We start from the raw sequence: 26,069 nt of genomic DNA, 5'->3' as shown, positions 1-26,069 counted from the left end.
CCTGACGATCAGGGCCTGACAATCAGGGCTTGATGGTCAGGGCTTGATGATCAGCTTGCCCCGTACATGGCCCGCCTCGCTCAGCTCCTGGGCCTTCGCGGCGTCCGCGAGCGCGAACGTCTCCACGACCGGGACGCTCAGCCGGCCTTCGGTGGCGAGGCGGGCGTGCTCCGCCAGGCCCGCACGGACCACGTCCGACGGAGTACCGCCCGGCGAGAACGGCACTCCGAAAGCTGCGGCGTCCGGGTCGGCGATGGTGATGATCCGGTCGGTCGTGCCGCCACGCAGCTCGATCGAGGCGGGCAGCGCGCCCTGTCCCGCCGCGTCGAACACCGCGTCCACACCCTGCGGAGCGGCGGCACGGACCCGGTCCACCAGCCCGTCCCCGTACGCCACCGGGATCGCCCCGAGCGTCCGCAGATACTCGTGGTTGCCCGGGGACGCCGTACCCACGACCGTCGCGCCGAGCGCCACCGCGAGCTGCACGGCGACCTGGCCGACGGCACCCGCGGCCCCGTGCAGGAGCAGCGTCTCCCCCTCCTTCAGACCGAGTCCGTCGAGGACGCGCTGGGCGGTCTCACCGGCGACGGGAAGGGCCGCGGCCGACTCCCAGGAGAGACCCGCGGGCTTCGGCGCGATATCGCCGGCTATGGCGTACTCGGCGTACGCGCCCGTCCTCGTCCAGCCGAAGACCTCGTCGCCGACGGCGACACCGGTCACGCCCTCGCCCAGCGCGTCCACGACGCCGGCGAACTCCAGTCCGGGGATCGCGGGGAACGTCGTCGGGTAGAACTGCTCAACCCGGCCGTAGCGACGCTTGTAGTCGAGTGGGTTGACGCCGACCGCCACCACTTCGACGCGGACCTCGCCCGGGGCGGGGCGGGGCTTCTCGGCCTCCGTGTGGCGGAGCACCTCGGGGCCGCCGAACTCCTCGTACACGATCGCGTTCATGGTTTCCATGCCGGTTTCCCCTCCTGCGGACTCGGAACCGCTCCGAACCCGCGACTCCTCAGAACTCTCAACTCTGCGGCCTCGCAACTCCTGCGGCTTCGCGACTGCTGCGAACCCGGAATCGCTGATGAGTCCAGCGTTGATCAGCGAAGGGGCCCGCCCGGCCCGTCTTCGGAACAGTCCGTCCTGGCCGAAAGGCCAGCCGTCCCCTCAACTCGACTGTCTACGCTGGGACATATGGAACTGACCGGATCCGTGCCCGCCCTGACCGCCGCCTACGACGTGATCCGGCAGCCGCTGGGCGAGATCCTGCCCCGGCTGTCCGCGGTGCTGGCCGAGCTCGTCCCGCACGAGGCGGCGGCGGAGCTGTCCACGCACTGCGCGCACTCGCCGTTCAAGGCGTACGGCGCCCCGGCGGTGACGGACCGGCTGACCACGGCCGATCTGACTCCGCTGCTCGCCTCGGGCATCGCGGGCCGGCCGTGGCAGGGCACCGTCACCCTGGCCGGGGCGGAGCGGCCGGTGCTCGCCGTCAGGAGCGACGCGACGCCCAGGGGCGCGGTGCTGGTGCTGGTACGGCCGGACGCATCCGCACACACGCCGGTCGACGAGGCCGCGGTCGCCGTCGTACAGGCCCTGTGGGACCTGGTGACCAGCCACTTCGACCGGCTCGCGGCGGAGGCCGTGCCGGGGGCGCTGGCCCGCTCACGGACCGCGGCACAGACCCGCGCCCGGGTGATCGCGGAGCTGGGCGAGGCACACGCGGCGGCGCTGACCGGGCTGCTGGGCCTCCTGCGCAGCCGCGGCCTGGACGACGCGGCCGCCCGCGCCTCGGCGACCGACCTGGCCGTGTCCGCGCTGGTCGAACTGCGGGCCGAGGCCGACCGCGACCAGGAGATCGCGGAGGAACCGGCCGCGCAGGCGTTCGCCCGGCTCGCCGAATCGCTGCGTCCGCTCGTGCGCTACACCCCGGTGCGGCTGGAGCTCGCGGCGCCCGGCACCACACGGACCCTGGCGGCCGATGTGGCCCACACCGCGCGAGCTGTCGTCCGCGCGGTGCTCCTGGCGGCGCTGGAGCAGGACGGGCTCACCCGGGTGCACGTCGGCTGGCAGATCACCGACCAGGAACTCCGCGCCACCGTACGGGACGACGGCCCCGGCGATCTCACCCCGCAGGCACTGGCCCCCGCCCGGATCGTCGAACGCCTGGACGTCCTGGGCGGCCGCCTGGACATGGACGCGGTCCCTGGCTGGGGCACGACGGTCACGGCGACGATCCCCCTGGAGGCTTCCGACGACCCGGCCGCCGACCCGCTCACCGCCCTGGGCGCACGGGAGGTCGAGGTGCTGACCCGGCTGGCCCTCGGGCACCGCAACCGGACGATCGCGCAGGAGCTCCACATCAGCGAGTCCACGGTGAAGTTCCACGTGGCGAACATTCTGACGAAGCTGGGCGTCGGCTCTCGTGGGGAGGCGGCGGCGCTGTTCCACGCGGCGGCGTGACGGGCCTGCCCCGGGTCGTGACGGGCCTGCCCGGCGGCATGACGGGCATCCCCGGGGTCGTGACGCACATGCCCAGGTGAGGAGGGCATGCGCGGGTGAGAACGGCGTGCCTGTCCGGTGCCCGGCCGGTGCCCGGCCGTTGTCAGTGGTGGGTGCCACACTCGCATCCATGAGCGAACGGTGGGCCCTGGCCCCGGTCGAGGGGGGCGGAGCGCTGCTCGTACCCCTCGGCCCGGACGGGCTGCCCGCCGGAGAGGTGCGCCGGGAGGCCGATCTCGTCGAGGCCGTGCGGTCGCGGCCCGAGGTGGGGCGGTGGGTGTGGCGGTCAACCGGCGAGATCTATCCGCGGCTGCTCGCGGCCGGAGTGCGGGTCGAGCGGTGTTACGACATCGAGGACGCCGAGCTGCTGCTGCTCGGTCACGAGGGGCGGCTCGGAGAGCCCCGGTCCGCGGCGGCTGCCTGGGCGCGGCTGCGGCAGGCTCCCGTACCGCCCGATCCACCGCTGCGTGCGGCGGAGCCCGGCTCGCAGTCCTCGCTGTTCGAACCGGAGCCCGTGTCCGTACCGTTCGAGGGGCTGCTGGAGGTGTACGCGGACCAGCAGCGAAGACATGAGGCCGCCGAGCACCCGGGGCGGATGCGGCTGCTGACCGCGGCCGAGTCGGCGGGGATGCTGGTGGCCGCGGAGATGAACCGGTCGGGGCTGCCGTGGCGCGCGGATGTGCACCGCGAGGTGCTGCACGAGCTGCTGGGCGAGCGGTACGCGGGTGGTGGCGAGCCGCGCCGCCTCGCCGAGCTGACGGACGAGGTGTCGGCGGCGTTCGGGCACCGTGTGCGGCCCGATCTGCCGGCGGATGTGGTGAAGGCGTTCGCCCGGGCCGGGATCAAGGTGAGATCCACGCGCCGCTGGGAGCTGGAGGAGATCGGCCATCCGGCGGTGGAGCCGTTGATCCGGTACAAGAAGCTGTACCGGATCTGGACGGCCCACGGCTGGAGCTGGCTCCAGGACTGGGTCAGGGACGGCCGCTTCCGGCCGGAGTACGTGCCCGGCGGCACCGTCTCCGGCCGCTGGACCACCAACGGCGGCGGGGCGCTGCAGATCCCCAAGGTGATCCGGCGCGCGGTCGTCGCGGACGACGGCTGGCGGCTCGTCGTCGCCGACGCCGACCAGATGGAGCCGCGCGTCCTGGCCGCGATCTCCCGTGACCCGGGCCTGATGGAGGTCGCGGGCCACGAGGGCGATCTGTACACGCGACTGTCCGACCGGGCCTTCTCCGGCGACCGCGACCACGCGAAGATCGCCCTGCTCGGCGCGATCTACGGCCAGACCAGCGGCGACGGCCTGAAGAACCTCGCGGCGCTGCGCCGCAGATTCCCCCTCGCCGTGGCGTATGTGGACGACGCGGCCCGCGCCGGTGAGGAGGGTCGGCTGGTGCGCACCTGGCTGGGCCGCACCAGCCCGCCCGCGGCCGGGGCGGGCGACGACGACGAGGCGGGCATCCCTCAGGGCGGCGCGGAAGAGGACTCCGCCCAGGGCGAGTTCGTCCCCGGCTACGCCTCGACCGACGCGCGGGCCCGCGGGCGGTTCACCCGTAACTTCGTCGTCCAGGGCAGCGCCGCGGACTGGGCGCTGCTGATGCTCGCCGCCCTGCGCAGGGCGACGGCCGGGATGCGGGCGGAGCTGGTCTTCTTCCAGCACGACGAGGTGATCGTGCACTGTCCGGCCGACGAGGCGGCGGCGGTCGCCGAAGCGATCCGCGCGGCCGGGGATCTGGCCGGGCGGATCGCGTTCGGTGCGACGCCGGTGCGGTTTCCGTTCACGACGGCGGTGGTGGAGCGGTACTCCGACGCCAAGTGACGCGCGCTCCCCCGGCTACCTGGCCGTGAGCCATGTCCGGCTGGTGGCAATGGCCTTCAGTTCAGCGAGCGTGATCACGGGCTTGGCGCCGCTCTTGCGGGACGTGGGGGTCGGAGCGTTGTACGCGGAGACGGACATCCACAGTCCGTTCACCCGGAGCGCGTCGGCCCGCAACCGCACGACACCCGGCTGCCTGCCGAGCAGTTGCCGCGTGCCCACCTTCGTGACGTCGGCAAGGGTCTCGTTCCAGACCTCCTTGTCGCCGGCGATGCGCACTGCCTCGATGTAGGTCCGGTCCCCGGTCCTCTCGTCGAGGCAGATGTTTCAGACGGATTCGCCGAGGAGTGTGCGGAGTTCCGCCAGCACCTTGCTGTCCGTGCCGTCGAGGGACGCGTAGGCGCGACGCCACTCGGCGAGCGCGTCGTCGTGACGGCCGTCCGCGCGCAGCAGCAGACCGTGCTCGTAGCGGGCCAGCCCTTCGGTGAAGCCGTCGGCGCGGGAGACCGCACGGTCCAGGACGACGGTGCACTCACGGAAGGCGGCGGCGCGGCGGTCGAGTGCCCGCAGGGCACGGACGATGCCGACCCGGGACTGGGACTGGCTGTGCCAGTCGCCCTCGTCGCCGTCTCCGATGATGGCCAGGCACTCCTCGAAGTGGCGCAGGGCGTGGTCCGGTTCGCCGAGGGTGAGGCGGGCGTAGCCGATGTTGCAGTGCGCGGTGTGCCGAAGCTGCGCGCTGCCGAGCCGTACGCCGACCGCGAGGCTGCGCTCGTGGTAGGTGATGGCGAGCCGGGCGTCGGTGTGTTCGCGCAGATTTCCCAGGTGGCTGAGGACGATCCCCTCCCCGTAGGCGTCGCCGAGCTTGCGGGCCAGGCCGAGCGACTCCTCCAGGGCCTGGTCGGCCTCCTCGTACCGTTCGCGGCGTTCCAGCAGCATTCCGCGGTTGGCGAGACCGCGCTGGACCCAGCTGTCCTCGTCGAGTCCGCGCCACAGGTCGACGGCCTCGTCGTTGAGCACGAGTGAGCGCTCACTGCGGCCGAGCATGAAGTACACACCGGCGAGATCGGTGCGTGCGTGCGCCTCCGCCTCCGGGTCGCCGGCCGCACGGGCGGCGTCCAGCGCGATCTGGTTGAGGACTTCGAGCTCCTGGAGGCGCCCGCGGCGCTGGAGATAGGGGAAGGCGGCGCGTACGACCCGCAGGGCGGTGCGCGACCTCGGCGCGTACGCCTGGATGAGCGCGACGAGATTCGACAGCTCGCGGTCCCCCCAGGCGAGCGCCTCCGCCTCCCCCGCGAAGGGAGCGGCCTCGCCGATCGGCGGCGGCACCCGGTTCCCGGCCAGATGCGCGGGTACGAGCGCAAGGCCCGCCTGCCGGGCGCACTCCCCGTACCACCGCAGGGCGCGCTCGGCCGCGGCCGAGCGCTCGTCCTCGCTGTCCAGCCGTACGGCGAGTTCCCGCGCGAAGTCCCGCACCAGGTCGTGCGGCGCGAAGCGGCCGTAGGCGATCTCGTCGAGCAGCGCGACATCGACGAGCCGTTCGAGCGCGGCGACGGCGCGGCGCTCGTCGACGGCCGGTGACATCAACTGCGCGACCACCGCCGCGTCGTACTCCGGAAGGTCGACCGCGCCCAGCCGGCGCAGCGCGAGGGCCGCGTCGGGGTCGAGGGCGTCGTGGGCGACGGACAAGGAGCGGCGGACGCTGAGGTCGTCGTACTCGAGGTGGTCGAGCCGGCCGGCCTCGGCGGTGAGCAGCCCGGCGAGGGCAGTGGGGGTGAGGGCGCGGCGGGCGGCGAGACGGGCGGCGACGATGCGCAGGGCGAGGGGGAGACGGCCGCACAGTTCGGCGAGACGGCCCATGTCGTCCACGTCATCCGTGCCGTCCGTCCTGCCTGTTCTGCCCGTCTCGGCCGTATCGTTCGCCTCGGCCCCGCCGCGGCCGGAGACGGCACGCAGCAGCGCGGCACTGTCGCGGGCGGTCAGCGGGGCCAGCGCGAACCGGGCGGCTCCGTCGAGCGCGGTCAGCGGGGAGCGGCTGGTGACGACGACCGCGCAGCCCGTACCCCCGGGCAGCAGCGGCCGTACCTGCGCGGCCGACGCGGCGTCGTCGAGCACCAGCAGGGTGCGGGTGGGCGCGAGGGTGGAGCGCAGCAGTGCGGCGGCCGCGTCGGCGTGTTCGGGGATGGCTCGCGCCGGTACCCCGAGGTCACGCAGCAGGGCGGTGAGGGACTGGCGGGGCGCGAGGGGGGTCATGCCGGGAGTGGCGCCGTGCAGGTGGAGATGGAGCTGTCCGTCCGGGAATTCGTCCCGGAGGGTGTGCGCGACATGGAGGGCGAGGGCGCTCTTGCCGACCCCCGCCATACCGCTGACCACGGCGACCGCGGAGCCCGCCGGGCAGGTGAGCGCGGCGCGCAGTTCGGCCGCGAGCGAGTCGCGGCCGGTGAAGTGGGCGGGCGCGGGCGGGAGCTGCGCGGGCAGCGGCGAGGAGCCGCGGGGCGCGCCGCCGCCGGCCGGCCGGGGGTCCTGGAGAACCTCCTGATAGGCCTGTTGGACCGCGGGACCCGGGTCGATGCCGAGCTCCTCGACGAGGGTACGGCGCAGCGACTGGTACGCGGCCAGTGCCTCGGGCTGCCGTCCGGTGCGGTGCAGCACGAGCATCAGCTGCCGGTGGAAGGCTTCACGCAGCGGGTACTGGGCGGTGAGCGCGGAGAGTTCGGGCCCGAGCCCGTCCGGCCGGTCGAGCTGCAGGAACGCGTCGTACCGCCATTCCAGGAGCAGCAGCCACGATTCACGCAGCCGCTGTACGAGGGCGGGTGTGCCGCCTTCGGGGTCGTACAGCCCGGTCAGGGGGTCCCCTCGCCACAGGTCCAGCGCGGCGCGTGAGGAGTCGAGGACGGTCTCCCAGTCGTCGCGGTCGGCGTCCGGATCGTCGCGTACGGACGTCCGGTCGGCGCCCGTGGCACGGGCGTGGGCGGCACGCGCCGTGGCGATGTGCTGCTCGAACGACTCGGTGTCCAGCTCCCCCGGCGCCACCCGCAGCAGATATCCGGGGGCCACGGCCCGCAGCCGGTCCTCCTCGGCGAGCAGCCGCCGCAGCCGGGCCACATGGTTGTGCAGGGACGCGTGCGCGGACGCGGGAAGTTCGTCGCCCCAGAGCGCATCCTTCAGGTCCTCGACGGGTACGACGCGATTGGCACGGAGCAGCAGCGTGCCGAGCAATGTGCGGAGCTTCGCACTGCTCACCGCGCGGACGTCACCGTCGTCGTCGTGCACGGTCAGCGGACCGAGCAGGCCGAACCGCATTGCCTTTGCCTCCTGCCCTGACCGTTGGCCACATGTTAGCGATCCGTTGGTGAAGGCTGTTTGGATCTCCTCGTCGGATCCGGTGAGACGGTGCTCGGCGTGGATGGCCACACTCGGGGGAGTGACGCCGCGTCGCCGGATCCGGAGACAGAGAAAGCCCCGGTCGCGTGGGAGTGACCGGGGCTTTCGTCTTCCGGTCGGATGATCTAGTGCCGCGACCGGCAATGTTTGCCCGTCGAGGAGCGTCGTCCGGTGCATGGGGTCTCCCCAGGCCCACAGGGCCGAGGGGAAGCATCGCAAGGCGGCCGGAAGTCCTTGTAGCGGAGCTACCAGGGCTTTTGGTCAACGCAGCGAGGGTGCATGCCGGGCGGCGCGACAGGGCAAAGCTTGCCGGGAGGGGCACCAGGGCCGGACGGACCAGTCGGTCAGGCACCTTATGGACCACTCGGGCAGGCCGCATTTGGACCTGTCGAACAGACCATTGCGGCCCGCAGGATCGACGTATGACCACAGACCAGCACCCGGGCTCCTCGTACCGGAACCCACCGAAGCAGCACCCGGACCCGACGGACGAAGGCGGGCTGCGGTGAGCGTCGAGTTCATCCTGACGTCGCTCGTCGTCGTCATCACACCCGGTACCGGCGCCCTGTACACCATCTCGGCCGGCCTCTCGCGCGGCGCCCGCGCAAGCTACGTCGCCGCGATCGGCTGCACCCTCGGCATCGTCCCGCACATGATCGCGGCGATCACCGGTCTGGCCGCGCTGCTGCACACCAGCGCCCTGGCCTTCCAGATCCTCAAGTACCTGGGCGTCGCCTATCTCCTCTACATGGCGTGGAACACCCTGCGGGACAAGGACACGCTCACGGCCGCGGAGGACGCCGCTCCGCAGTCCGCGGCGAAGGTGATCGTCAACGCCGTCCTGATCAATATCCTCAATCCGAAGCTCACGATCTTCTTCTTCGCGTTCCTGCCGCAATTCGTCAGCCCCGGCGAGCCCCGCGCCCTGCTCCACATGATCGAGCTGAGCGCCGTCTTCATGCTGCTGACGCTGCTCGTGTTCGCCGCGTACGGGAGATTCGCCGCGGCGATCCGGCACCGCGTCATCTCGCACCCGCCGGTGCTGATGTGGATGCGCCGGGTCTTCGCAGCCGCGTTCGCTGCGCTCGGGGCCAAGCTGGCGCTCACCTGACACGGCGCCGGGTTCCGGTCCCAATGCCCTGTTGGGCGAAGAGAACCTTGATCGCCTTTCCGCTGAATTCCCCATTCCCGACACGTACATGAATTGCTTGCGCCACACCCAGGAGCTCTGTAACCTCCCGCCGAGGGCGGTCTCTTGGGGGGAGATGCAATGCTCGACTTCTTGGGTGTCGATTCACTTGCGGAACGGGTTTATCGACTACTGCTGACACACAGCGAGCTGGGCGTCAATGGAATCGCAGGCGAACTCGGAGTAAAGCCTGAGGAGGTGCGCCAGGCGCTCGACCGGCTGGCGGAGCTCACCCTGCTCCGCCCCTCCTGGGACTCGCCCGGCGGCATGCGCCCGGTCAGCCCGGAATACGGAATGCAACTCCTCCTGCAGCGCCGGGAAGCAGAACTGCTGCGCCAGCAGCAGCAGTTCGCCGAGAGCCAGGTCGCCGTGGCCCAGCTCATGCAGGAATATGCGAGCCTTCGGCCCGGTGTGTCCGACAGCCATGCGGAACGGCTCATGGGTATGGACGCGATCCAGGCCCGCATCGAACAGCTGGCCCTGCAGGCGACCGCCGAGGTCGCCAGCCTGATGCCCGGCGGGCCGCAGGATCCCGCGCGCATCGAGGCGGCGATGTCCCTCGACCGGCAGGTGCGGGAGCGCGGCATCGCGATCCGGACCGTCGGCGTGGACAGCATCCGCAAGGATCCGCCGACTCTGGCCTACGCCCGCTGGCTGACGGAGATGGGGGCCGAAGTGCGCACCCTGCCCGCACTCCCCATACGGATGCTGGTCTACGACCGCCGCGTGGCACTGGTCCCGGTGGATCCGGGCAATACGGCTCTGGGGGCCGTGCAGGTGCAGGACGCCGGAACCGTCGCGGCAGTGCTGGCGCTGTTCGAACAGATCTGGTCGGCCGCGTGCCCCGTCGACCAGGTGGCCCCCTCGACGGACGAGCTCGGACTGTCCCCGCAGGAACGTGAGCTGCTCAGGCTGCTGTCCACGGGCATGACCGACGAGCGGGCCGGGAGTCAGCTCGGGATGTCCGCGCGGTCGGTGCGACGGGTGATGGCCGGGCTGATGGAACGGCTCGGTGCGCGCAGCCGGTTCGAGGCAGGGCTGCGGGCCTCGCAACGAGGCTGGCTCTGACGGGCACCGGGTTTCTCGCGGAGCTTCCCGAGGCCGCCACGGCATTCCAGTGACGGAAGGGAATTGACGGAAGTCCCGCATATGGCGTCCGGACAATTCCACGTCGTGGATTCTCATGGACATGGATTCATACGAGCACGGATTTCAGGGTGTGCTGGACGGTCCGTGCGACGGCGGGCCAATGTGCGTCGACGAAGAAGTGGCCCCCTTCGAGGATTCGCAGGCGGAATGGCCCGGTCGTGTGGGCGGCCCAGGCGCGGGCATCGGCGATCGGCGTCAAGGGGTCGGCGTCGCCGGTGAAGACGGTGACGGGGCAGGCCAGCGGGGACCCGCCCCGGTGGCGGTACGTCTCGCTGGCGCGGTAGTCACCACGGACGACGGGCAGGACCAGTGCCCGCAGCTCCGGGTGGCTCAGCAGTTCCTTGTCCGACCCGCCCAGTGAGGCCACCTGCCTCAGCAGCGCGTCATCGTCGAGCTGATGGGCGGTGGTGGGCCGGATCCGGGAGGGCGCCGGACGGCCGGAGACGAAGAGCGCACGCGGCCCGTCCTGCCCCAGCCGCCGCGCGACCTCGTACGCGACGATCGCGCCCATGCTGTGGCCGAAGAACACTCGCCGCCGCTCCGCGCCCCGGCCCGCGCCGCGCGCGGCGAGCCGGTCGGCAACCGCGTCGGCCAGCAGGTGCAGATCGGTGATCACCGGTTCGGCGAGCCGGTCCTGACGGCCCGGGTACTGGACACCGATCACCTCCGCCTGCCCGGCGAGCGCGGCCGCGAGCGGACGGTGGGCTCCTGCCGACCCGCCGGCGTGCGGGAAGCAGACCAGTTCGGTGTGCGTGCCCGTGGTGGCGGCGGGCGGGCCGAGGTGCCGTATCCAGACGTCCGTACTGGTCATGGTCGCTCTCCTGGGAAGGGCCGCCGGGCGCGCAGGGCGCCCGGCGGCAGTGAGTCGTGCGGTGGGGACGGTCAGGACGCGACGGGCTGCCGCTGCGCGAGGCGCAGGGCGATCCCGGCGTGGTGGAGGTCGTCCTCCTCCCGTGGCACGTCCAGGATCAGCGCGGTGATGCCCAGGTCGACGTACTGGCCGAGCAGCCGGCCGACCTCTTCGTAACTGCCCACGATATAGGGGCAGAAGGTCTTGTACGCGCGGAACGGGTAGAGCCAGTAGCCGTCCCTGGGGGCATGCGAGCGCTGCGCGTCGGCGGAGAGGTTCTGGTGCCAGCGGGACTCGACCTGGCCGGCCGCCACATCGTGCAGTCCCTCGCCCAGTTCGTCGGAGGGGAAGCGCTCCTGGGCGATCTGCCAGGCCTCCTCCGCGCTGTCGCGGGCGATGATGCCGAGCCGGATGCCGTTTCCGCGCAGCGCGTCCGGCGTCCCCGCGTAGTCCGCGAACGCCCGCGGGTAGGACAGGCGGACGGCGCCGAGGCTCTGCTGGGCGTCGACGCAGGCGTCCGAGGATCCCGAGAGGTAGACGCGCGGAGTGAGTTCGGGCGGCAGCGGGATCGTGAGCTGCGCACTGTTGAGGCCGTAGTGGTTCCCGAGGTGGGTGACCGGCCGGACTCCGGCGAGCAGCTTGTTGATGATCCTTCCGTACTCGACGAGCCGGCTGTAGCGCTCGTCGTGGTCGAGTACGTCCCCGAGCTCACGCATGTGGCCGGCGAAGCCGCCGGTCACCAGGTTGAGGTCGACCTGGCGCCCGTACAGGAAACCGAGGGAGCTGATGGCCCTGGCCACGTCGAACGGGTGGCGAAACAGCGGCTGCACCGCCACCAGCGGCACCAGCGACTCGGTCCGCTCGATCAGCAACTGGGCGACGGACCACGGGTCGACGAGCGTGTTGTCGGTGTAGACGAGGAGTCCGCGGTGGCCCGCGGCCTCCGTCCAGCGGGCCACGTCGACGGCCCGCTGCCGGAACTCCGCTCCGGTGACGGAGTGGGACGACGGAGCGGTGGTGTACACGGTCAGCACGGTTCAGGCCGCCTTTCCGGTCGTGGCGGCGAGCGCCGTACGCAGGCTGAGCGGACGCAGGTCGGTCCAGATCTCCGCTATGTGGGCCAGGCAGGCGGCGCGGGTGCCGGTGAAGCCGGTGACCTGCCAGCCGGCCGGGAGGGGACGCCCGGTGAACCAGACCGAGTACTGCTCCTCGATGTTGTGCACGACGGTGAACGGGGCGTCGGCGGTGGCCCCGGCGGTGACGGCTGTGGTGGTGGTCTCGACGGCCATGGAAGTACTCCTTGCGCGGTGGTGGGACGGACGGGGCTCAGGCATCGGCATGGCCGGCCAGTTCGCCGGCGAGGATCTCGGACAGCCGGCCGATCTCCTCCGGATCGAGGAAGGTGGTGGGCAGCCCGGGCAGGTCGTGCTGCACGACGGATCCGGTGATCACCTTCGACCAGCCCATGTCTGCGGGCTGGAAGCCGTCCTCGGGCAGGACGAAGACATGTGCCGGGCCGTCGTACGGAGGCAGCTCCTGCGAGCTGATCGCCCTGGCGTTGGCCTGGTAGACCCGCAGCAGCCGGTGGGCGTCGTCCATGCTGCTGACGTCGTCGCGCAGCAGACCGGCCTCGCGGCTGCGGCTGAAGACGCGTTCGATCTTCTCGTCGAGCGAGTCGAGGGCCGCCAGCTCCTCGTACGTCACATCGGTGCCCTGCCCGAGCATGTGATGCACCAGGGCGGTCAGGTCCTCCAGGAGGATCCGTGGCGCCTGGTCGAAGGGGTTGGCAACGATCAGACCGAGGAACCCGACCTCCTCACCGCCGGCGCGCAGCTGCCGGGCGATCTCCACGGCAACGGTGGCACCCATGCACCAGCCAGCCAGCCGGTACGGGCCCTCCGGCTGCACGGCACGCAGTTCACCGAGGTAGCGGTCGACCAGCTCCGCCATGGAGTCGAGCGGCTCCTCCCCGGGCTCCATACCGCTGGCCCGTACGCCGTGGACGGTGACCTCGCCCTCCAGGGCCCGGCCGAGCGGCCCGTAGCCGAAGATGTGGCCGCCGAGCGGGTGGAAGAGGAAGAGCGGGGCGGCGCCCTGCGCGTTCAGCGGTACGACGAGCGGGCGGGCGGAGTTCGCGTCCCCGCCGGCCTCCCGGTCGATGAGTGCGGCGAGCCGGCGGATCGTGGACGCCCGGAGCAGCGAGGCCACGGGCACCTCCACACCGAGCTCGTCGCGGATCTTCAGTACGACGCGCAGGGCGCGCAGCGAATGACCGCCCAGGTCGAAGAAGTTGGCGTTGACGCCGATGCCCGTGATGCCGAGGACCTCGCTCCAGATCGCGGCGATCGCCCTCTCGGTGTCGCTGCCCGGGGCAGTGCTGTCGGCCGGGACGAGCGCCGCGGCGTCGCCGATGCCGGGCAGTGCCTTGCGGTCGACCTTGCCGTTCGGGGTCAGCGGCAACTCGTCGAGGAGCACCCAGGCCTGCGGGACCATGTAGTCCGGCAGGGTCTCGGCGCACCAGGAGCGCAGCTCCGTCCCGTCGACGCCGCGCGCGGCGACCGCGTAGCCGGCCAGCACGCGCTCCCCGTCGGAGCCGAGCGGGGCCGCGACGACGGCGGCGGAGACGTCCGGGTGGGCCCCGAGCCGGGCCTCGACCTCCTCCAGCTCGATGCGGTAGCCGCGCACCTTCACCTGGAGGTCGACGCGCTCCAGGTACTCGAAGGTGCCGTTCTCGGCGATACGCACCAGGTCACCGGTGCGGTAGAGGCGAGCACCCGGCCGGCCGGGGCCGGCGAACGGGTCCGGGACGAACCGGTCGCCGGTCAGGTCGGGCCTGTCGTGGTACGCGCGCGCCACGCCCTCGCCTCCGATGTAGAGCTCGCCGGGCACCCCGGGGAAGACCGGGTCCATGTTCTGGTCGAGCACCCACAGGGTGGTGTTGCGGATCGGGCGGCCGATGGGGACGGTGCCGTCGCCGTCCGCCACGCGGTGCACGGCCGACCAGACGGTGGTCTCGGTGGGGCCGTACATGTTCCACACCGGCACACCGTCGCGGGTCAGCTTCTCCGCCAGGTCGCGCGGGAACGCCTCGCCGCCGCAGAGCACGGCCGCCATGCCGTACGGCCGCCAGCCGGTGTCCAGCAGCATCCGCCACATGGCGGGCGGGCCCTGGCCGATCAGGTCGGGCTCGGCCTCGATGAGGTCGCGCAGCGCGGTGCCGTCCGAGACCTGGCTGCGGGCCGCGAGGACCATCTGGGCACCGAGCACGAGCGGCACGAACATCTCGTTCACATGGATGTCGAAGCTGATCGACGTGGTGGCGAGGTAGGTGTGCTCGTCGGCCGGCTCCAGCTCCTCGATGAGCGCGTCGAGGAAGTTCACGACCGCGCCGTGCGGCACCTGGACACCCTTGGGCAGCCCCGTGGAGCCGGAGGTGTAGATGGTGTAGGCGAGTTCGTCGCCCGACACCTCGACCGCATCGGCGCTGCGCGGGTGCGCGGCGGCCGTCTCGACGGCCAGCGGGGCCGGCTCCAGCTCGGCGGCGACCGGCGCGGACGCGGCGTCGTGGAGCACGAAGCCGGCGCCGCTGTGGGAGGCGATGTAGCGAAGCCGTTCGATCGGGTAAGCGGGGTCCAGGGACACATAGTTGGCGCCGATCCGCCAGATTGCGAGCAGGGTGGGGACGAGCAGCACGGTGCGGTTCATGCAGACGCCGACCGGGTCGCCGCGGCGTACCCCGGCGTCCTGGAGATGGCCGGCGATCCGGCCCGCGGTCCGCAGCAGATCGTCGTAGTCGAGCTCGCCGTCGATCGCCCGTACGGCCGTACGGCCCGGCCTGGCCGCCCGCTCGATGCGCTGATGGACGCCACGCGGACCGTCCGGGTCCTGCCGGGGTCCGGATGCGTGCCGGGTGAGGACGGCGATGTCCTCGGTCGCGAGGGCCGGTTCCGCGAGGACCGGCGCATCGGGGTCGGCGGCGATCCGGGCGAGCACGGAGAGATAGGAGCGCGCGATGCGGGCGGTGTCGTCGTGGTCGAAACGCCGGGCGTCGTAGCGGAACTGGAGGCGCAGTTCGGTGCCGTCCGGGTTCATGACGAACCCGGACGTGAGCGGGAAGTTGGTGTGCTCGTAGTAGGCGCCGATGTCGAAGCTCAGGTCGTCCTGCTCGGTGAGTCCCTCGTAGCTGCGGAACCGCCGGAAGTCGAAGACGACGTCGAAGGGACTCCAGCCCGTCTCCTCGACCATCGCGGCCAGCGGGTAGCGCCGGTGCGGCAGGATCGCGGTCTCCTCGGCGAACACCGCGGTCACGAACTCCGCCCAGCTGCCCGCCGGGATCTCGGTGCGCAGCGGATAAGTGCTCAGGAAGAGGCCCTTGACCTGCTCGGCGTCGGTGGTCTCCGGGCGGCCGTTGCCGACGACGCCCGTGATGACGACGGAGCGGCCCAGCAGCGCGGACAGCACCCGCAGATGCGCCGTGAGCAGCACCGTACGGACGGGGACGCGCAGAGTCGCCGCGAGGTCGTTCAGCCTGGACAGGACGGAGGAGGGAATGTCGTGCCACTCGACCTCGACGACCGACTCCAGTTCGTCGCTGGTGCGCCGGGGCGGTACGGGAAGGGCGGCGGGCTCGGCCCCGGCGAGCCGGCCGCGCCAGAAGTCGCGCTGCCGGGGATCGTCGAGGGCGTCCAGTTCGAGGGCGATGTAGTCGCGGTAGCGGGTGCGCGGGGCGGTGAACCGCGGCGCCTCGCCCCTGCGTATCGCGGTGTATCCGGCGAACAGGTCGGTGACCGCGGAGTGCAGGCTCCAGCCGTCCATCATCGCGTGGTGGAAGGACCACCAGAAGTGGAACTGCCCGTCGTCCAGGAGGTGGACGACCATGCGGAAGAGTGGCGCCTTCGCGAAGTCGAAGGGGCGCTGGGTCTCCGCGCGCCGCCACTCCTCCAGGGTGTGCTCGACATCCGCCTCGGGCAGGCCGCGCAGGTCGACGACCTCCAGCGGGACCTCGGCCGTGGAGTGCACCAGCTGCAGGGGCTCGCTGAACTTGGCGAGCTCGAAGGAGGTGCGCAGCGTGTCGTGGGCCGCGACGAGACCTTCGGCGGCTGCCCGGAACGCCTCCTCCTGCCACGGTCCGTGGACGCGCAGCGAGTAGATGTCGTGATAGTAGGAGGCGTCCCCTTCCAGCTCGGCGTGGTAGATCATGCCGGCCTGGAGGCGGGAGAGCGGGTAGGCGTCCGTGACGGCGCTGGCGGCTGCCCGGCGCTGTGGTGTAGCGGTGGTCATCTGTTCTCCAGAGTTCTCAGAGTCCGAGCAGCGCACGGTCGGCGGCGCTGAGCATGGTGAAGTCGGTGACGGCCGCGGCGGGTCCCTCGGCGGTGTCCGTCGGCGTCAGGGCGGCGGCGAGCTCCCGCAGGTCGCGCGCGGTGAACACCTCGTCGAGGGTGAGCCGCCATCCCCGGTCGGCCGCGGCGCCCACGACGCGTACGGCGCTGAGCGAATCGCCGCCGAGGGCGAAGAAGTTGTCTCCCGCGCCGACCGGTCCGGCCGGTTTGACGACATCGGTCCAGATGGCGGCGAGTGCCCGCTCCTCGTCGGTCGCGGGTGCCTCGTACGCGGCGGCCTCGGGCCGCCACAGCTGCGGATCGGGCAGGGCGCGCCGGTCCACCTTGCCGGTGGCGCCGAGCGGGAACTCGTCCAGCAGCACGACCAGTGACGGGCACATGTAGTCGGGCAGGAAGGTGCGCAGCCGCTCGACCAATGCGGGGCCGTCGATCCGGGTGCCGGGACGCAGGGTGGCGTACCCGATCAGCTCCTTCCCACCGCCCGGGTTCTCGTGGACCAGGACGACCGCGTCGCTGACCTCGGGCTGGGCGACGAGCCGCTCCTCGATCTCGCCGAGTTCGATGCGTACGCCCCTGATCTTCACCTGGAAGTCGGTGCGGCCGAAGTACTCAAGCTCGCCGCCGGCCTGCCGTCGCACCAGGTCACCTGTGCGGTAGAGCCGGGAGCCGGGGCTGTCGGGCCCGGCGAACGGGTCCGGGACGAACCGGTCCGCCGTCAGATCCGGGCGACCGCTGTAGCCGGTCGCCAGCCCGGTGCCGCCGATGTGGAGCTCGCCGACGCCGCCGGGCGGCGTGACCCGCATGGTGTCGCGGTCCAGGACGTACAGCCGGATGTTGTCGATGGGCCGGCCGATCGGGACCGCGGCCCCGGAGTCGTCCGGTGCGGCGCTGTACCAGGAGACGTCGACGGCCGCTTCGGTCGGGCCGTACAGGTTCTCCAGCCGCGGGGTCCCGGACGCGCCCGAGGTCACCGCGTGGAACCGGTCGCGCAGGCTGCCCTCCAGGGCCTCGCCGCTGCACACCACGAGCCGTACCGAGTCGGCGATCGAACCGGCCTCCGGGTGTTCGAGGAGCGCGGCCAGCATCGGCGGCACGAAGTGCAGTGTCGTGACCCGCTCGCGGCGGATCTCCTCGATCAGATAGCCGGGATCGCGGTGTCCGCCGGGGCGGGCCATGACGATCCTGGCGCCCGCCAGCAGCGGCCAGAAGAACTCCCACACCGACACGTCGAAGGTGTACGGAGTCTTCTGGAGCACGGTGTCGCGGGCATCGAGCCGGTAGGCACTCTGCATCCAGCGCAGCCGGTTGGTGATCGCGATGTGCGGTACCAGCACCCCCTTGGGGGTGCCCGTCGAACCGGAGGTGAAGATGCAGTACGCGGGTGCCTGGGGCGGTACCGCCAGGTCCAGCGGCGGCCGGGGCGGGGCGTCCAGATCGACGCAGAGAGTGTAGGTGCGGCGCAGTTCGTCCGGCACACCGCCCTCGGTGGTCAGCAGCGCCCGGACGTTCGCGGTGTCCATCATCACCCGCAGCCGCTCGGCCGGGGCGCCGGTGTCCAGCGGCAGATAGGCGGCGCCGGCGGCCAGCACGGAGAGCAGGGCCACCACCATCTCGGCGGACCGCTCCAGATGCACGGCGACCACGTCGCCGGTGGTGATCCCGCAGGAGCGCAGCCGGTGCGCGTGCGCGTCCGCCAGACCGATCAGTTCGGCGTAGCTCAGGGTGCGGCCGGCGTAGCTGACCGCCGGGGCGTCGGGGGTACGGGCGGCCGTGCGCCGGATGCCGGTGAGCAGGTCGAGCGGCTCACCCGGGGTGAACGGCCGGTCCGGGCCCGCGGCCCGGGCCAGTTCGGCGGCCAGTTCGGCGGGCGGCAGAGCGTCGTGCCGCGCGCCCGGCTGTCCCGTCACCTCCAGCAGATGGCCGATGTGGTCCAGCAGAGCGCGGACGGTGGCCGGTTCGAACAGGTCGGCGTTGTACTCGATGGTGAGCGTGGGGTGGGCGCCGTCGAGGTGGACGATCAGGCTCAGGTCGGTCTTGGCGGTCGGCCGGGCGTCGGGAACCTCCGTGACCCGCACGCCGGGCAGTTCGAGCCCGGCGGGCTCGGCCTGCTGCATCACCAGCATGGCCTGGAAGACCGGCGGGTGGTTGGCGGTGCGCTCCACATCGAGCTCGGATAGCAGCCGTTCGAAGGGGATGTCCGCGTCGGCCAGCGCACCGGCCGTCTCGGCCGCCACCGTGTCGATCAGCTCGTCGAGCAGTCCGCCGGCCGGGATGGCCAGGCGCAGCGGCACGGTGTTGATGAAGCAGCCGATGAGCTCCTGATGGAAGGCCTCGGGCCGATTGGCCACGGCCGCGCCGAGCACCAGCTCCCGGTCGCCGCCGCGGGCCGCGACCGCCGCCGCGTAGGCCGCGGCGACCAGTGTGAAGGGGGTGACGGAACGGCGGGCCGCCTCGGTCCGCAGCCGCTCGGCGAACCCGTCGGGCAGTGCGCGCGCCTCGCGGTCGCCCCGGTAGGTCTGGCGGCGGCCGCGCGGCCGGTCGGTCGGCATGCCGTAGCGTTCGGGGGCACCTCGCAGCCGCGCGGCCGCCGAGGCGAGCCGTCCGTCCGCCTCCAGTTCGGCGGTGCGCTCGCGCTGCCAGAGCGCGAAGTCGGCGTAACCGCCCTCCGGGAGCGGCGGCTCGGCCGCTCCGGGATGCCCGGCGAACACCGCGTACAGGGCGGAGAGTTCGCTCTGGAGCACCGACAGCGACCAGCCGTCGGCGGCGATGTGGTGGACGGTGCACACCAGTGCCAGGTCCTCGGGGCCGAGTTCGGCCAGCGCGAAACGGACCGCGCCGCCCGCACGCAGATCGAGCGGCCGTGTCAGCTCCGCCCGTACGAAGGCGTCGAGGTCGTCCGGGCCTTCCAGGTTCACCGTGCGGAAGTCGAAGACGTCCGCCGCCAGGCGGGGGTGGGCCAGCAGACCCTCCGGCGTCACCTCGAAGCCGGTGCGCAGCGGCGCGTGGCGTTCGGTCAGCCGCAGCAGCGCGGCGCGCAAGGCGTCCGTGTCGAGCCGGCCGCGCAGCCGGAAGCACCATGGGATGTTGTAGACGCCCGGTTCGGTGCCGGTCATCTCCTCCAGGAAGAACATCCGCTCCTGGCCGAGTCCGGCCGGGTAGGGGCGGTCACCGGTGATAGGCGGCGAAGGCCGGCCGGCGTCCGGGGACTGCCGTCCGATCCAGTCGGCGAGCACGGCGGGGGTGGCTCGGTCGAGCACGACCTGGGCGGGCACCCGGACGCCGAAGCGCTTGCGCAGCCGGGCGGCGACCCGCATCGCCAGCAGTGAGTGGCCGCCGAGCGCGAGGAACTCGTCGTGCACGCTCATCCGTGCCACGCCGAGCACCTGCTGGAAGATCTCCAGGACCGCGGCTTCGTCCGCCGTGCGCGGTGCGACGATCTCCACCTCGGGGCAGCTGTCGGAGGGCTGCGGAAGGGACCGCCTGTCCACCTTGCCGTTCGGCAGAAGCGGCATCCGGTCGAGGGTGACCAGCCGGGCGGGCACGAACGCGGGGGGCAGCAGCGCGGCGACATGGCGCAGCGCCCCGCCCTCGTCCAGCAGCGTCCCGGGGGCGGGCACGACGTAGCCGATCAGCCCGTGGCCGTCGTCGCTCCTGACGACCGTCGCCTGTTCGACGCCCGGGTGGGCGCGGAGCGCGGCCGAGACCTCGGCGGGCTGGACGCGGACTCCGTGCACCTTCACCTCGTCGTCGGCGCGGCCGAGGATGTCGATGAGCCCGTCGGCGCGTAGGCGCCCCAGGTCGCCGGTGCGGTACAGCACGTCGGCCGGGTCGTCGCGGAAGGGGTTCACCGCGAACCGGTCGCCGGCGAGAGGCCCTAGGTAGCCGAGCGAGCGGTGCGGGGTGCGGATGGTGAGTTCGCCGGTCTCGCCGATGCCCGCCGGGCGGCCGTCCCGGCCCAGCACGACGACCTGCGTCTCGGGCAACGGGTGGCCGATCGGCTGCACACCGTCGACCGGGTCGGCGGGGACCTCGTACCAGCACTTGGCGAGGGTCGTCTCGGTGGGACCGTACAGATTCACCACGCGAGCCGTCTCACCGAAGTGCCGTCGCCACCGGGTCACGGCCCGCCCGGTGAGCGGCTCACCGGCGAACAGCACGGCCCTCAGCGCCTGCGGACGGGGCGCCGCATCGGGATCGTCCGCGTGCTCGGCGACCAGCAGGTCGGCCAGGCTGGGCGTGATGTGCAGCGTGGTGGCACCGGACGCGGCGAGCCAGCGCAGGGTGGCTGCCGGGTCGTCCAGGTCGGCCGGGTCGGGCACGACGAGTGTCGCGCCGGAGACCAGCGGCAGGAACAGATCGCGCAGCACGACGTCGAAGCCCGGGTTGGTGCGCCAGGCCACGCGGTCGCCGGCGGCGGTGGCGAGCGCGTCCCGCTCCCAGGCGAGGAAGTGGCCCAGACCGCCGTGCCGGCCGAGTACGCCCTTGGGGACACCGGTCGAGCCGGAGGTGAAGAAGATGTACGCGGGGTCGTCGGGGGCCGGCAGCGGCAGTTCAGCCGCCGTCCCGGGCGCGGTGCCCGACGCTTCGAGGAGCGCGTCGAGATCGCCGTCGCCGAGGTGCAGGGCGGGGCCGGCGAGGCCGAGTACCGCCTCGCGGCGGGCCTGCGGCAGATCGGGCTGTACGAGCAGGAGCACACCACCGGCCCGCAGGACGGCGAGCGCACCCAGCACGGTCCGCAGGGAGTGGGGGGCCTCCAGCGCGACCGTGTCCCCGGCCCGTACACCCCGCTCGCGGAGCCGGGCAGCCGCCCGGTCGGCGCGGCCGGTCAACTCGCGGTACGTCAGCTCTTCCCCGGGGGCGCTGACGGCGAGGCCGTGCGGGTCGCGGGCGGCGGCCGCCCACACCTGCTCGACCACCGAGGCATGCGGCGACGAGACGAGCGGCGCGGACAGCTCACGCAGGCTCTCCCCGGCCCCGTCCAGGGCGAATCCGGTGACCGGCAGCTCCGGAGCGGCGATGCCCTGCACCAGCAGTCCGGTCAGGGAAGCGGCGAACGACGCCGCGTCGGCGTCGGTCAGCGCTGCGGTGCGGTACAGGAACTCCAGACGCAGCCCACCGTCCTGCGGCCAGCCGTAGACGCACAGGTCGGCGCGGGCCCGTACCGGGGTCTCCTCCCAGCTCAGGCGGCGAGTGGTGCAACCGGGCAGTTGGAGCTCGGCGCGCTCGCGGGGGAACAGGTTGAGCATCAGATTGCTGCGTGCCTCGGCGCCGCTCTCCGCCCAGCGGGCGCGCAGCGCCTCGGCGGGGATGTCGGCGTCGTCATACGCCTCGAACGCCAGGTCCCGCACCTGGTCGACGAGTTCGGCGAAGGTGCGGCCCGCGGGCACGTCGGCCGTGAGGTAGAGGCTGTTGAGGCAGGGACCGATCACGTCACGCGCCCACGCCGATGCCCGGTTGGCGTACGGAAGCAGTACGCCGCAGTTCTCCTGGTCGCCGAGGCGGGCGGCGGTGGCCACCAGCGCGGCAAGGATCACGATGACTTCGGACGCCCCCCGCGTGCGGCCGAACCTCCGTATCCCCGCCAGCTGTTCCGCGTCCAGCAGCACGTAGTGGCGCAGCGCCTCGGACGGATCGCCCTGCTCGCGGCGGGTGGCCGAGCGGGGCAGCGGGACGGGCTGCGGCACGGGCAGCCGGGCGGCCAGCCGCGCCACACGCTCGGCCTGACCGGGCCGGGCGAACAGCTCGCGCTGCTCCTGGGCGAAGCGCTGGTAGGGCTCCGGGGCGCCGGGGAGCTCCGTGCCCTCGGTGACGTGCCGGTACGCGGCGAGCAGCTCCGCGAAGAACGACTCCTCGGAGCCGCCGTCGAAGACCAGATGGCTGATGACGAGGAGCAGCAGCGTGTCGCCGGCCGCGCCCTCGTCGCCGGCCGGCGCCCAGATGCGGGCGCGGACGAGCGGCTGCCCGGGCGCGAACGGCCGCAGCGACTCCTCGTACGCCTCGGCGTACGCCTGCTCGTCGCCGGTGCCGTACGAGATGTCCACAGGTATGTCCTGTGGCTCGTGGCTGCGGGTCAGCAGGAGGGTGTCTCCCGCCTCGTCCCAGTCACAGCGGGAGAGCAGGACCGGGTTGCGGACGGCGACCAGACGGAGCGCCGCGCGGAATGCGCCGGGGTCGACGGGGCCGGCGATCCGCCAGGCCATGGGCAGGTTGTTGGCCACCGGGCCGGCTCCGAGCTGCTCCAGCAGCCAGAGACCTTCCTGGGTGTAGGAGGCCGGAACCGCCGCCGTGGTGACGGTTGTCTCGGACATGCGTGTGACCTTCCGTGCGGATGCAGAACGGTGGATCGGTGGGTCGGCGGATCGGTGATCGCGCGGAGCGACGGGCTGATCAGCTCCGGGCGGAGAGCGTGATCGGCACGGGACCGGTGACGGCCGGGCGCACCCACACCGGGCGGGTGACGAACGAGATGGTGCCCTCGGCGACGACGAGGCCCCGGACGTACTCCTGGTGCATCCGTGCGCCCTCGGGCACCTCGACGCTCACCCGGAGCTCTCCCGTGCCGTCGGCTCCGAGTTCGACAAAGCGCGGCGAGGGGAAGTCCATGCCGTTCCTGGCCGCGTTGGCCATGAAGATGCCGACCGCCGCCTTGTCCGGACCGGCCCCCTTCCCCGCGGCGGGCGCCAGCCGGAACCGCAGGGCGATGTCCTGGGTCTCACCGCAGCGCCAGATCTCCGGAGTGTCGACGACCATGCCGGTGACAGGGGTACGTGCGTCGGCGTCGCGGATCATGCCGCAGCGCGGGCACACCTGGGCATCGCGGCCGATGCGGCCGATGATCGGGTGGGTCGCGCCCTGCCGCACGAGCAACCGCGCGCAGTACGGGCACTCCTCGTCGGCGAGCTCCGGAGAGTGCAGCTCCAGCGTCTCGCCCCATACGTCGTTGTAGTGCTGAAAGCTCTGGACACCGCGCTCGAACAGCGCCTCGGCCAGGGTGAGTTCGGCCCGCTCCACTCCGGTGGTGATGGCTCCGATGCGCCGCCTGATCCGCTTGATGTCCCCCATCAGCGCGGCGCCGTGCAGCGCCTGCGACAGAGAGGCGACCTGATCGCGGACGTTGACCAGCATGTTTCCCTGGCGGGAGTACTTCAGGCCGGTGAAGGCGACGTCCTCCAGGTTGGTCATGGCGCGGCCCATCGCCTGCAGCGTCTGCTTCAGATGCGGCACGGCGGTGAGGTCCAGCCCCTGGGGCGCCTCGTCGCCGAGCACGGCCGCCCCACGCCCGGACACGTACAGCACATGGGCGCTGCTGCCGGTGGACTCCTCGGCGGCGAGGGCTACGGCGGCGGCGCGGACACCGCCTCCCTCCACCCCCGGCTCGCCCTGTGCGAGCAGGAACTCGCCCCACTGCTCACCGGGTTCGGTGCCGCCCTCGGCGACGGTCAGCCAGGGCAGGCCGAGCAATGTGTAGTACGGCAGGTCGACGCGCTCGTAGCGGAGGTGGTCGTTGATGAGCGTGGCGGCCTCGCCCAGCGTGCGCCCGGTGCCGCAGGCCGTGTGAAAGATGTCGTTGACCTTCAGCAGACCGTTGATGACCTGCCCGGTGGCCAGGTACGCGGCTGCCGTGCCGCGTACGAAACCGTGCGGCATCAGGTACTCCTGGGGATACAGCCCCTCGTTGACCCGCATGCCCATGCAGGAGTTGGCGAACAGCACGTCCGCCGCGATCCCGCCGGACAGGATGATGTTCTCGTTCGCGACCTCCGGCCGGTAGCACCGGCCGGTGAAGGCACAGACCGGAGCGTGCGAGGCCGACGGCGAGCCGGGGTCGATGGTGTGCGCGCCGATCGGGCAGATCACGGTGTCGTTGAGGTGGATCACGTCGTCGCGGCCATGTGCCACCAGGGAGACCGCCGCCGTGTGCGTGTCCAGCAGCAGCGGCCGTACGATCTCGGCCTTGGCATCGTCCTGGAGGACCCAGGTGCCGGTCCCGTAGCGCTTCGAGATCCGCTGCACGGCGGGCCACACCCGCAGATGCTGCTCGGTGGGGGTGATGCGGTGGGGCAGGGCCAGGCCCTTGGCGACGATCCAGCTGAGCTGCTCCAGGTCGGCGCCGACGACCATGCCGAGATGACCGCCCTCACCTGCGGAGCGGTGCTCCCAGAGGCTGTCGTGCATCCGGGTCAGCGAACGCTCGTCGATCTCGTCGGCGAGCGACACCACGAGGACGTGGCGGGCGGTGCCGCTGGTCTCGCCGATGGACTCCGGCCGCGCGAGTTCCCGGCCCCGGCCCTGGACGGCGTCGGCGAGTGCGGCGGCGAGTTCGGCGGCCTTGGAGCCGGCCGGCCAGACCACCAGGATCTCGCCGGGGTCAGGGGCAGGTCGCTGCGGCTCCGGCCTGCTGAGCTCGATGACGGCCCGGTGGACGGGGCCCGGTTCGCCGAGCACGGGCACGAGCGTGCCGGGGCGGTGGTCGCGCAGGGCGGCCAGGTACGCGTCGGTGTGCGGGTGGAAGGTGAAGGGCGCGTGCGTCACTGGGAATCTCCTGCGGAGTTGGCCGCAAGGGCGGGCTCGGTCGTGGAGGTGATGGGGGTGGCAGCGGCATCGGTGGATTCAGGGATCGGGTCCGGCTCGTTGACCACCGCGTTGCGCACCAGCACCAAGCTCAGCAGACCTGGCGCGCCGGCGACGACGGCCATGGTCAGTACGAGCGCGGAGTAGTGACCCCCCGCGAGCAGCGGACCCGCGACGAACGAACCGACCGGCACCGCGCTGTGCATCAGCGTGCGCATCAGCGTCATGGTGCGGGCGCGCAGCACCTCGGGCGTGCGCTGGTAGCGGACGCTCTGCGAGGAGACCGTCATCACCATGGCCGGAATGCCGCAGATCGCCTGGCCGATCAGGATCAGCACCGGATTGGCACCGAGCAGCAGCAGCAGACCTCCACCGGCGACGAGTTGGAGGAGCCCGATACGGACCATGGGGCGTACGGCAGGCTTGACCGCCCCGGCGATCAGGGAACCGACCATCTCGGCACCTGCCAGCACACCGACGATCAGACCGAGCATCGTGGCGCCGCCGGGCAGCCGCTCGTGGGCCAGCCACGGCTGGGTCACGATGAGCATGCCCATCGCCATGTTGAAGGCGGTGAACGCGATGGTGATCACCAGCATCACGCGATCACCCACCAGGAACCGGAGTACCGGTCGCCACGAACTGCGCTCGGCCTCGGTGCTCTTCCCGCCCGCTTCCCGCGCTTCGGGCTCCGGCCGGCCGAGCCGGGCCTTCATGCTCATCACGAGGCCGGCGAAGACGAGATACGAGACGGCGTCCAGGCCGAGCACCCAGTGCCCGCCGATGAACGGGATCAGCAGGCCGCCGAGCGCCGGCCCGGCCAGACCGGCGGCTCCGTAGGCGACCGCCTCCAGGGCGATGGCCGTGTCGAGCTGCTTCTTGGGCACCAGATCGGGAAGGACCGCCGGGATGATGCCGATCGGCAGGATCTTGAAGAGGCCGTAGACGGCGGCGACGGCGTACAGGTGCCAGACGCTCAGGGCGTCCATGACGTACAGCAGCGGAACGGCGGCCATCGCGGCGGCGCGCACCACCGAGTCGAAGACCAGCAGCTTGCGGCGGGAGAAGCGGTCCACCACCTTGCCGGCCAGGATTCCGCCGAAGAGTACGGGCGCCGAGTAGCAGACACCGAGGACGGCCAGCGTCTTGGCGCCTCCGGTCGACACGGCGATCCAGGCCAGCGCGGTCCAGGTCGCGCCGTCGCCGAGCAGGCTGATGACGGCGCCGATCCACAGCTTGCGGTAGTCGCGGTTGCGGAGAACCTCAAGGTAGTTGCGCACG

General features: G+C 72.1%; 14 protein-coding genes. 4 read left to right on the top strand and 10 right to left on the bottom strand.

Going from position 1 to position 26,069, the window contains the following annotated elements; translation table 11 throughout:
- Window positions 1-36: 36 nt before the first annotated feature.
- Window positions 37-951 carry an NADP-dependent oxidoreductase gene (locus tag ACZ6ZQ_RS24965; protein WP_469770808.1) on the bottom strand — a complete coding sequence of 305 codons (915 nt, stop codon included), beginning with the start codon at window positions 949-951 and terminating at the stop codon, window positions 37-39.
- A gap of 237 nt (window positions 952-1,188) precedes the next feature.
- On the opposite strand from ACZ6ZQ_RS24965, the gene ACZ6ZQ_RS24960 reads away from it, so the two are divergent.
- Both ACZ6ZQ_RS24960 and ACZ6ZQ_RS24955 read left to right on the top strand, forming a co-directional pair.
- Entirely contained in the window at window positions 1,189-2,454 is a 1,266-nt protein-coding gene (locus tag ACZ6ZQ_RS24960) for a LuxR C-terminal-related transcriptional regulator (protein WP_469770727.1), read from the top strand.
- Window positions 2,455-2,623: 169 nt separating this feature from the next.
- Window positions 2,624-4,309 (top strand): bifunctional 3'-5' exonuclease/DNA polymerase, encoded by a 1,686-nt coding sequence (locus tag ACZ6ZQ_RS24955; RefSeq protein WP_469770726.1) that lies wholly within the window; start codon window positions 2,624-2,626, stop codon window positions 4,307-4,309.
- A 15-nt stretch (window positions 4,310-4,324) separates the two neighbouring features.
- Here the strand turns inward: ACZ6ZQ_RS24955 and ACZ6ZQ_RS24950 are convergent, their stop codons facing one another.
- Together ACZ6ZQ_RS24950 and ACZ6ZQ_RS24945 are read right to left on the bottom strand one after the other, a co-directional pair.
- Window positions 4,325-4,585 (bottom strand): hypothetical protein, encoded by a 261-nt coding sequence (locus tag ACZ6ZQ_RS24950; protein ID WP_469770725.1) that lies wholly within the window; start codon window positions 4,583-4,585, stop codon window positions 4,325-4,327.
- 48 nt (window positions 4,586-4,633) lie between these two features.
- The gene (locus tag ACZ6ZQ_RS24945; RefSeq protein WP_469770724.1) at window positions 4,634-7,609 is read right to left on the bottom strand and encodes an AfsR/SARP family transcriptional regulator; all 2,976 of its coding nucleotides are present in this window, start codon (window positions 7,607-7,609) and stop codon (window positions 4,634-4,636) included.
- Between the two features lie 586 nt (window positions 7,610-8,195).
- Between ACZ6ZQ_RS24945 and ACZ6ZQ_RS24940 the strand changes: the two genes are divergently transcribed.
- Window positions 8,196-8,801: a LysE family translocator gene (locus tag ACZ6ZQ_RS24940; RefSeq protein WP_469770723.1), complete on the top strand. Its 606-nt coding sequence runs from the start codon at window positions 8,196-8,198 to the stop codon at window positions 8,799-8,801.
- 159 nt (window positions 8,802-8,960) lie between these two features.
- A complete protein-coding gene (locus tag ACZ6ZQ_RS24935; protein ID WP_469770722.1) occupies window positions 8,961-9,947 on the top strand; it encodes a LuxR C-terminal-related transcriptional regulator in 987 nt (328 codons plus the stop codon).
- Window positions 9,948-10,074: 127 nt separating this feature from the next.
- On the opposite strand, the gene ACZ6ZQ_RS24930 is transcribed toward ACZ6ZQ_RS24935, so the two are convergent.
- The 7 genes from ACZ6ZQ_RS24930 to ACZ6ZQ_RS24900 all read right to left on the bottom strand — a co-directional run bounded on the left by ACZ6ZQ_RS24930 (window position 10,075) and on the right by ACZ6ZQ_RS24900 (window position 26,068).
- The gene (locus ACZ6ZQ_RS24930; RefSeq protein ID WP_469770721.1) at window positions 10,075-10,839 is read right to left on the bottom strand and encodes a thioesterase II family protein; all 765 of its coding nucleotides are present in this window, start codon (window positions 10,837-10,839) and stop codon (window positions 10,075-10,077) included.
- 71 nt (window positions 10,840-10,910) lie between these two features.
- Window positions 10,911-11,912 (bottom strand): LLM class flavin-dependent oxidoreductase, encoded by a 1,002-nt coding sequence (locus tag ACZ6ZQ_RS24925; protein ID WP_469770720.1) that lies wholly within the window; start codon window positions 11,910-11,912, stop codon window positions 10,911-10,913.
- Between the two features lie 3 nt (window positions 11,913-11,915).
- Window positions 11,916-12,167 carry an MbtH family protein gene (locus ACZ6ZQ_RS24920; protein ID WP_469770719.1) on the bottom strand — a complete coding sequence of 84 codons (252 nt, stop codon included), beginning with the start codon at window positions 12,165-12,167 and terminating at the stop codon, window positions 11,916-11,918.
- A 37-nt stretch (window positions 12,168-12,204) separates the two neighbouring features.
- On the bottom strand, window positions 12,205-16,158 hold the full coding sequence (locus tag ACZ6ZQ_RS24915; protein ID WP_469770718.1) for an amino acid adenylation domain-containing protein: 3,954 nt from the start codon (window positions 16,156-16,158) through the stop codon (window positions 12,205-12,207).
- A gap of 16 nt (window positions 16,159-16,174) precedes the next feature.
- Entirely contained in the window at window positions 16,175-22,525 is a 6,351-nt protein-coding gene (locus tag ACZ6ZQ_RS24910; RefSeq protein ID WP_469770717.1) for an amino acid adenylation domain-containing protein, read from the bottom strand.
- A gap of 79 nt (window positions 22,526-22,604) precedes the next feature.
- Entirely contained in the window at window positions 22,605-24,749 is a 2,145-nt protein-coding gene (locus tag ACZ6ZQ_RS24905) for a hypothetical protein (RefSeq protein ID WP_469770716.1), read from the bottom strand.
- Window positions 24,746-26,068, bottom strand: coding sequence for an MFS transporter (locus ACZ6ZQ_RS24900; RefSeq protein WP_469770715.1), 1,323 nt, complete (start codon window positions 26,066-26,068; stop codon window positions 24,746-24,748). The genes ACZ6ZQ_RS24905 and ACZ6ZQ_RS24900 overlap by 4 nt, the downstream gene beginning before the upstream one ends.
- Window position 26,069 lies beyond the last annotated feature (1 nt).

It is taken from the genome of Streptomyces sp. NPDC053673 (genome assembly GCF_055585225.1).
This window is presented reverse-complemented; position numbering and strand designations above follow the sequence as displayed.

What these genes read in the sequence shown, in the direction of transcription:
- ACZ6ZQ_RS24965 (WP_469770808.1), bottom strand. Translation starts at nt 951, where the DNA reads ATGAACGCGATCGTGTACGAGGAGTTCGGCGGCCCCGAGGTGCTCCGC.
- ACZ6ZQ_RS24960 (WP_469770727.1), top strand. Translation starts at nt 1,189, where the DNA reads ATGGAACTGACCGGATCCGTGCCCGCCCTGACCGCCGCCTACGACGTG.
- ACZ6ZQ_RS24955 (WP_469770726.1), top strand. Translation starts at nt 2,624, where the DNA reads ATGAGCGAACGGTGGGCCCTGGCCCCGGTCGAGGGGGGCGGAGCGCTG.
- ACZ6ZQ_RS24945 (WP_469770724.1), bottom strand. Translation starts at nt 7,609, where the DNA reads ATGCGGTTCGGCCTGCTCGGTCCGCTGACCGTGCACGACGACGACGGT.
- ACZ6ZQ_RS24935 (WP_469770722.1), top strand. Translation starts at nt 8,961, where the DNA reads ATGCTCGACTTCTTGGGTGTCGATTCACTTGCGGAACGGGTTTATCGA.
- ACZ6ZQ_RS24930 (WP_469770721.1), bottom strand. Translation starts at nt 10,839, where the DNA reads ATGACCAGTACGGACGTCTGGATACGGCACCTCGGCCCGCCCGCCGCC.
- ACZ6ZQ_RS24920 (WP_469770719.1), bottom strand. Translation starts at nt 12,167, where the DNA reads ATGGCCGTCGAGACCACCACCACAGCCGTCACCGCCGGGGCCACCGCC.
- ACZ6ZQ_RS24915 (WP_469770718.1), bottom strand. Translation starts at nt 16,158, where the DNA reads ATGACCACCGCTACACCACAGCGCCGGGCAGCCGCCAGCGCCGTCACG.
- ACZ6ZQ_RS24910 (WP_469770717.1), bottom strand. Translation starts at nt 22,525, where the DNA reads ATGTCCGAGACAACCGTCACCACGGCGGCGGTTCCGGCCTCCTACACC.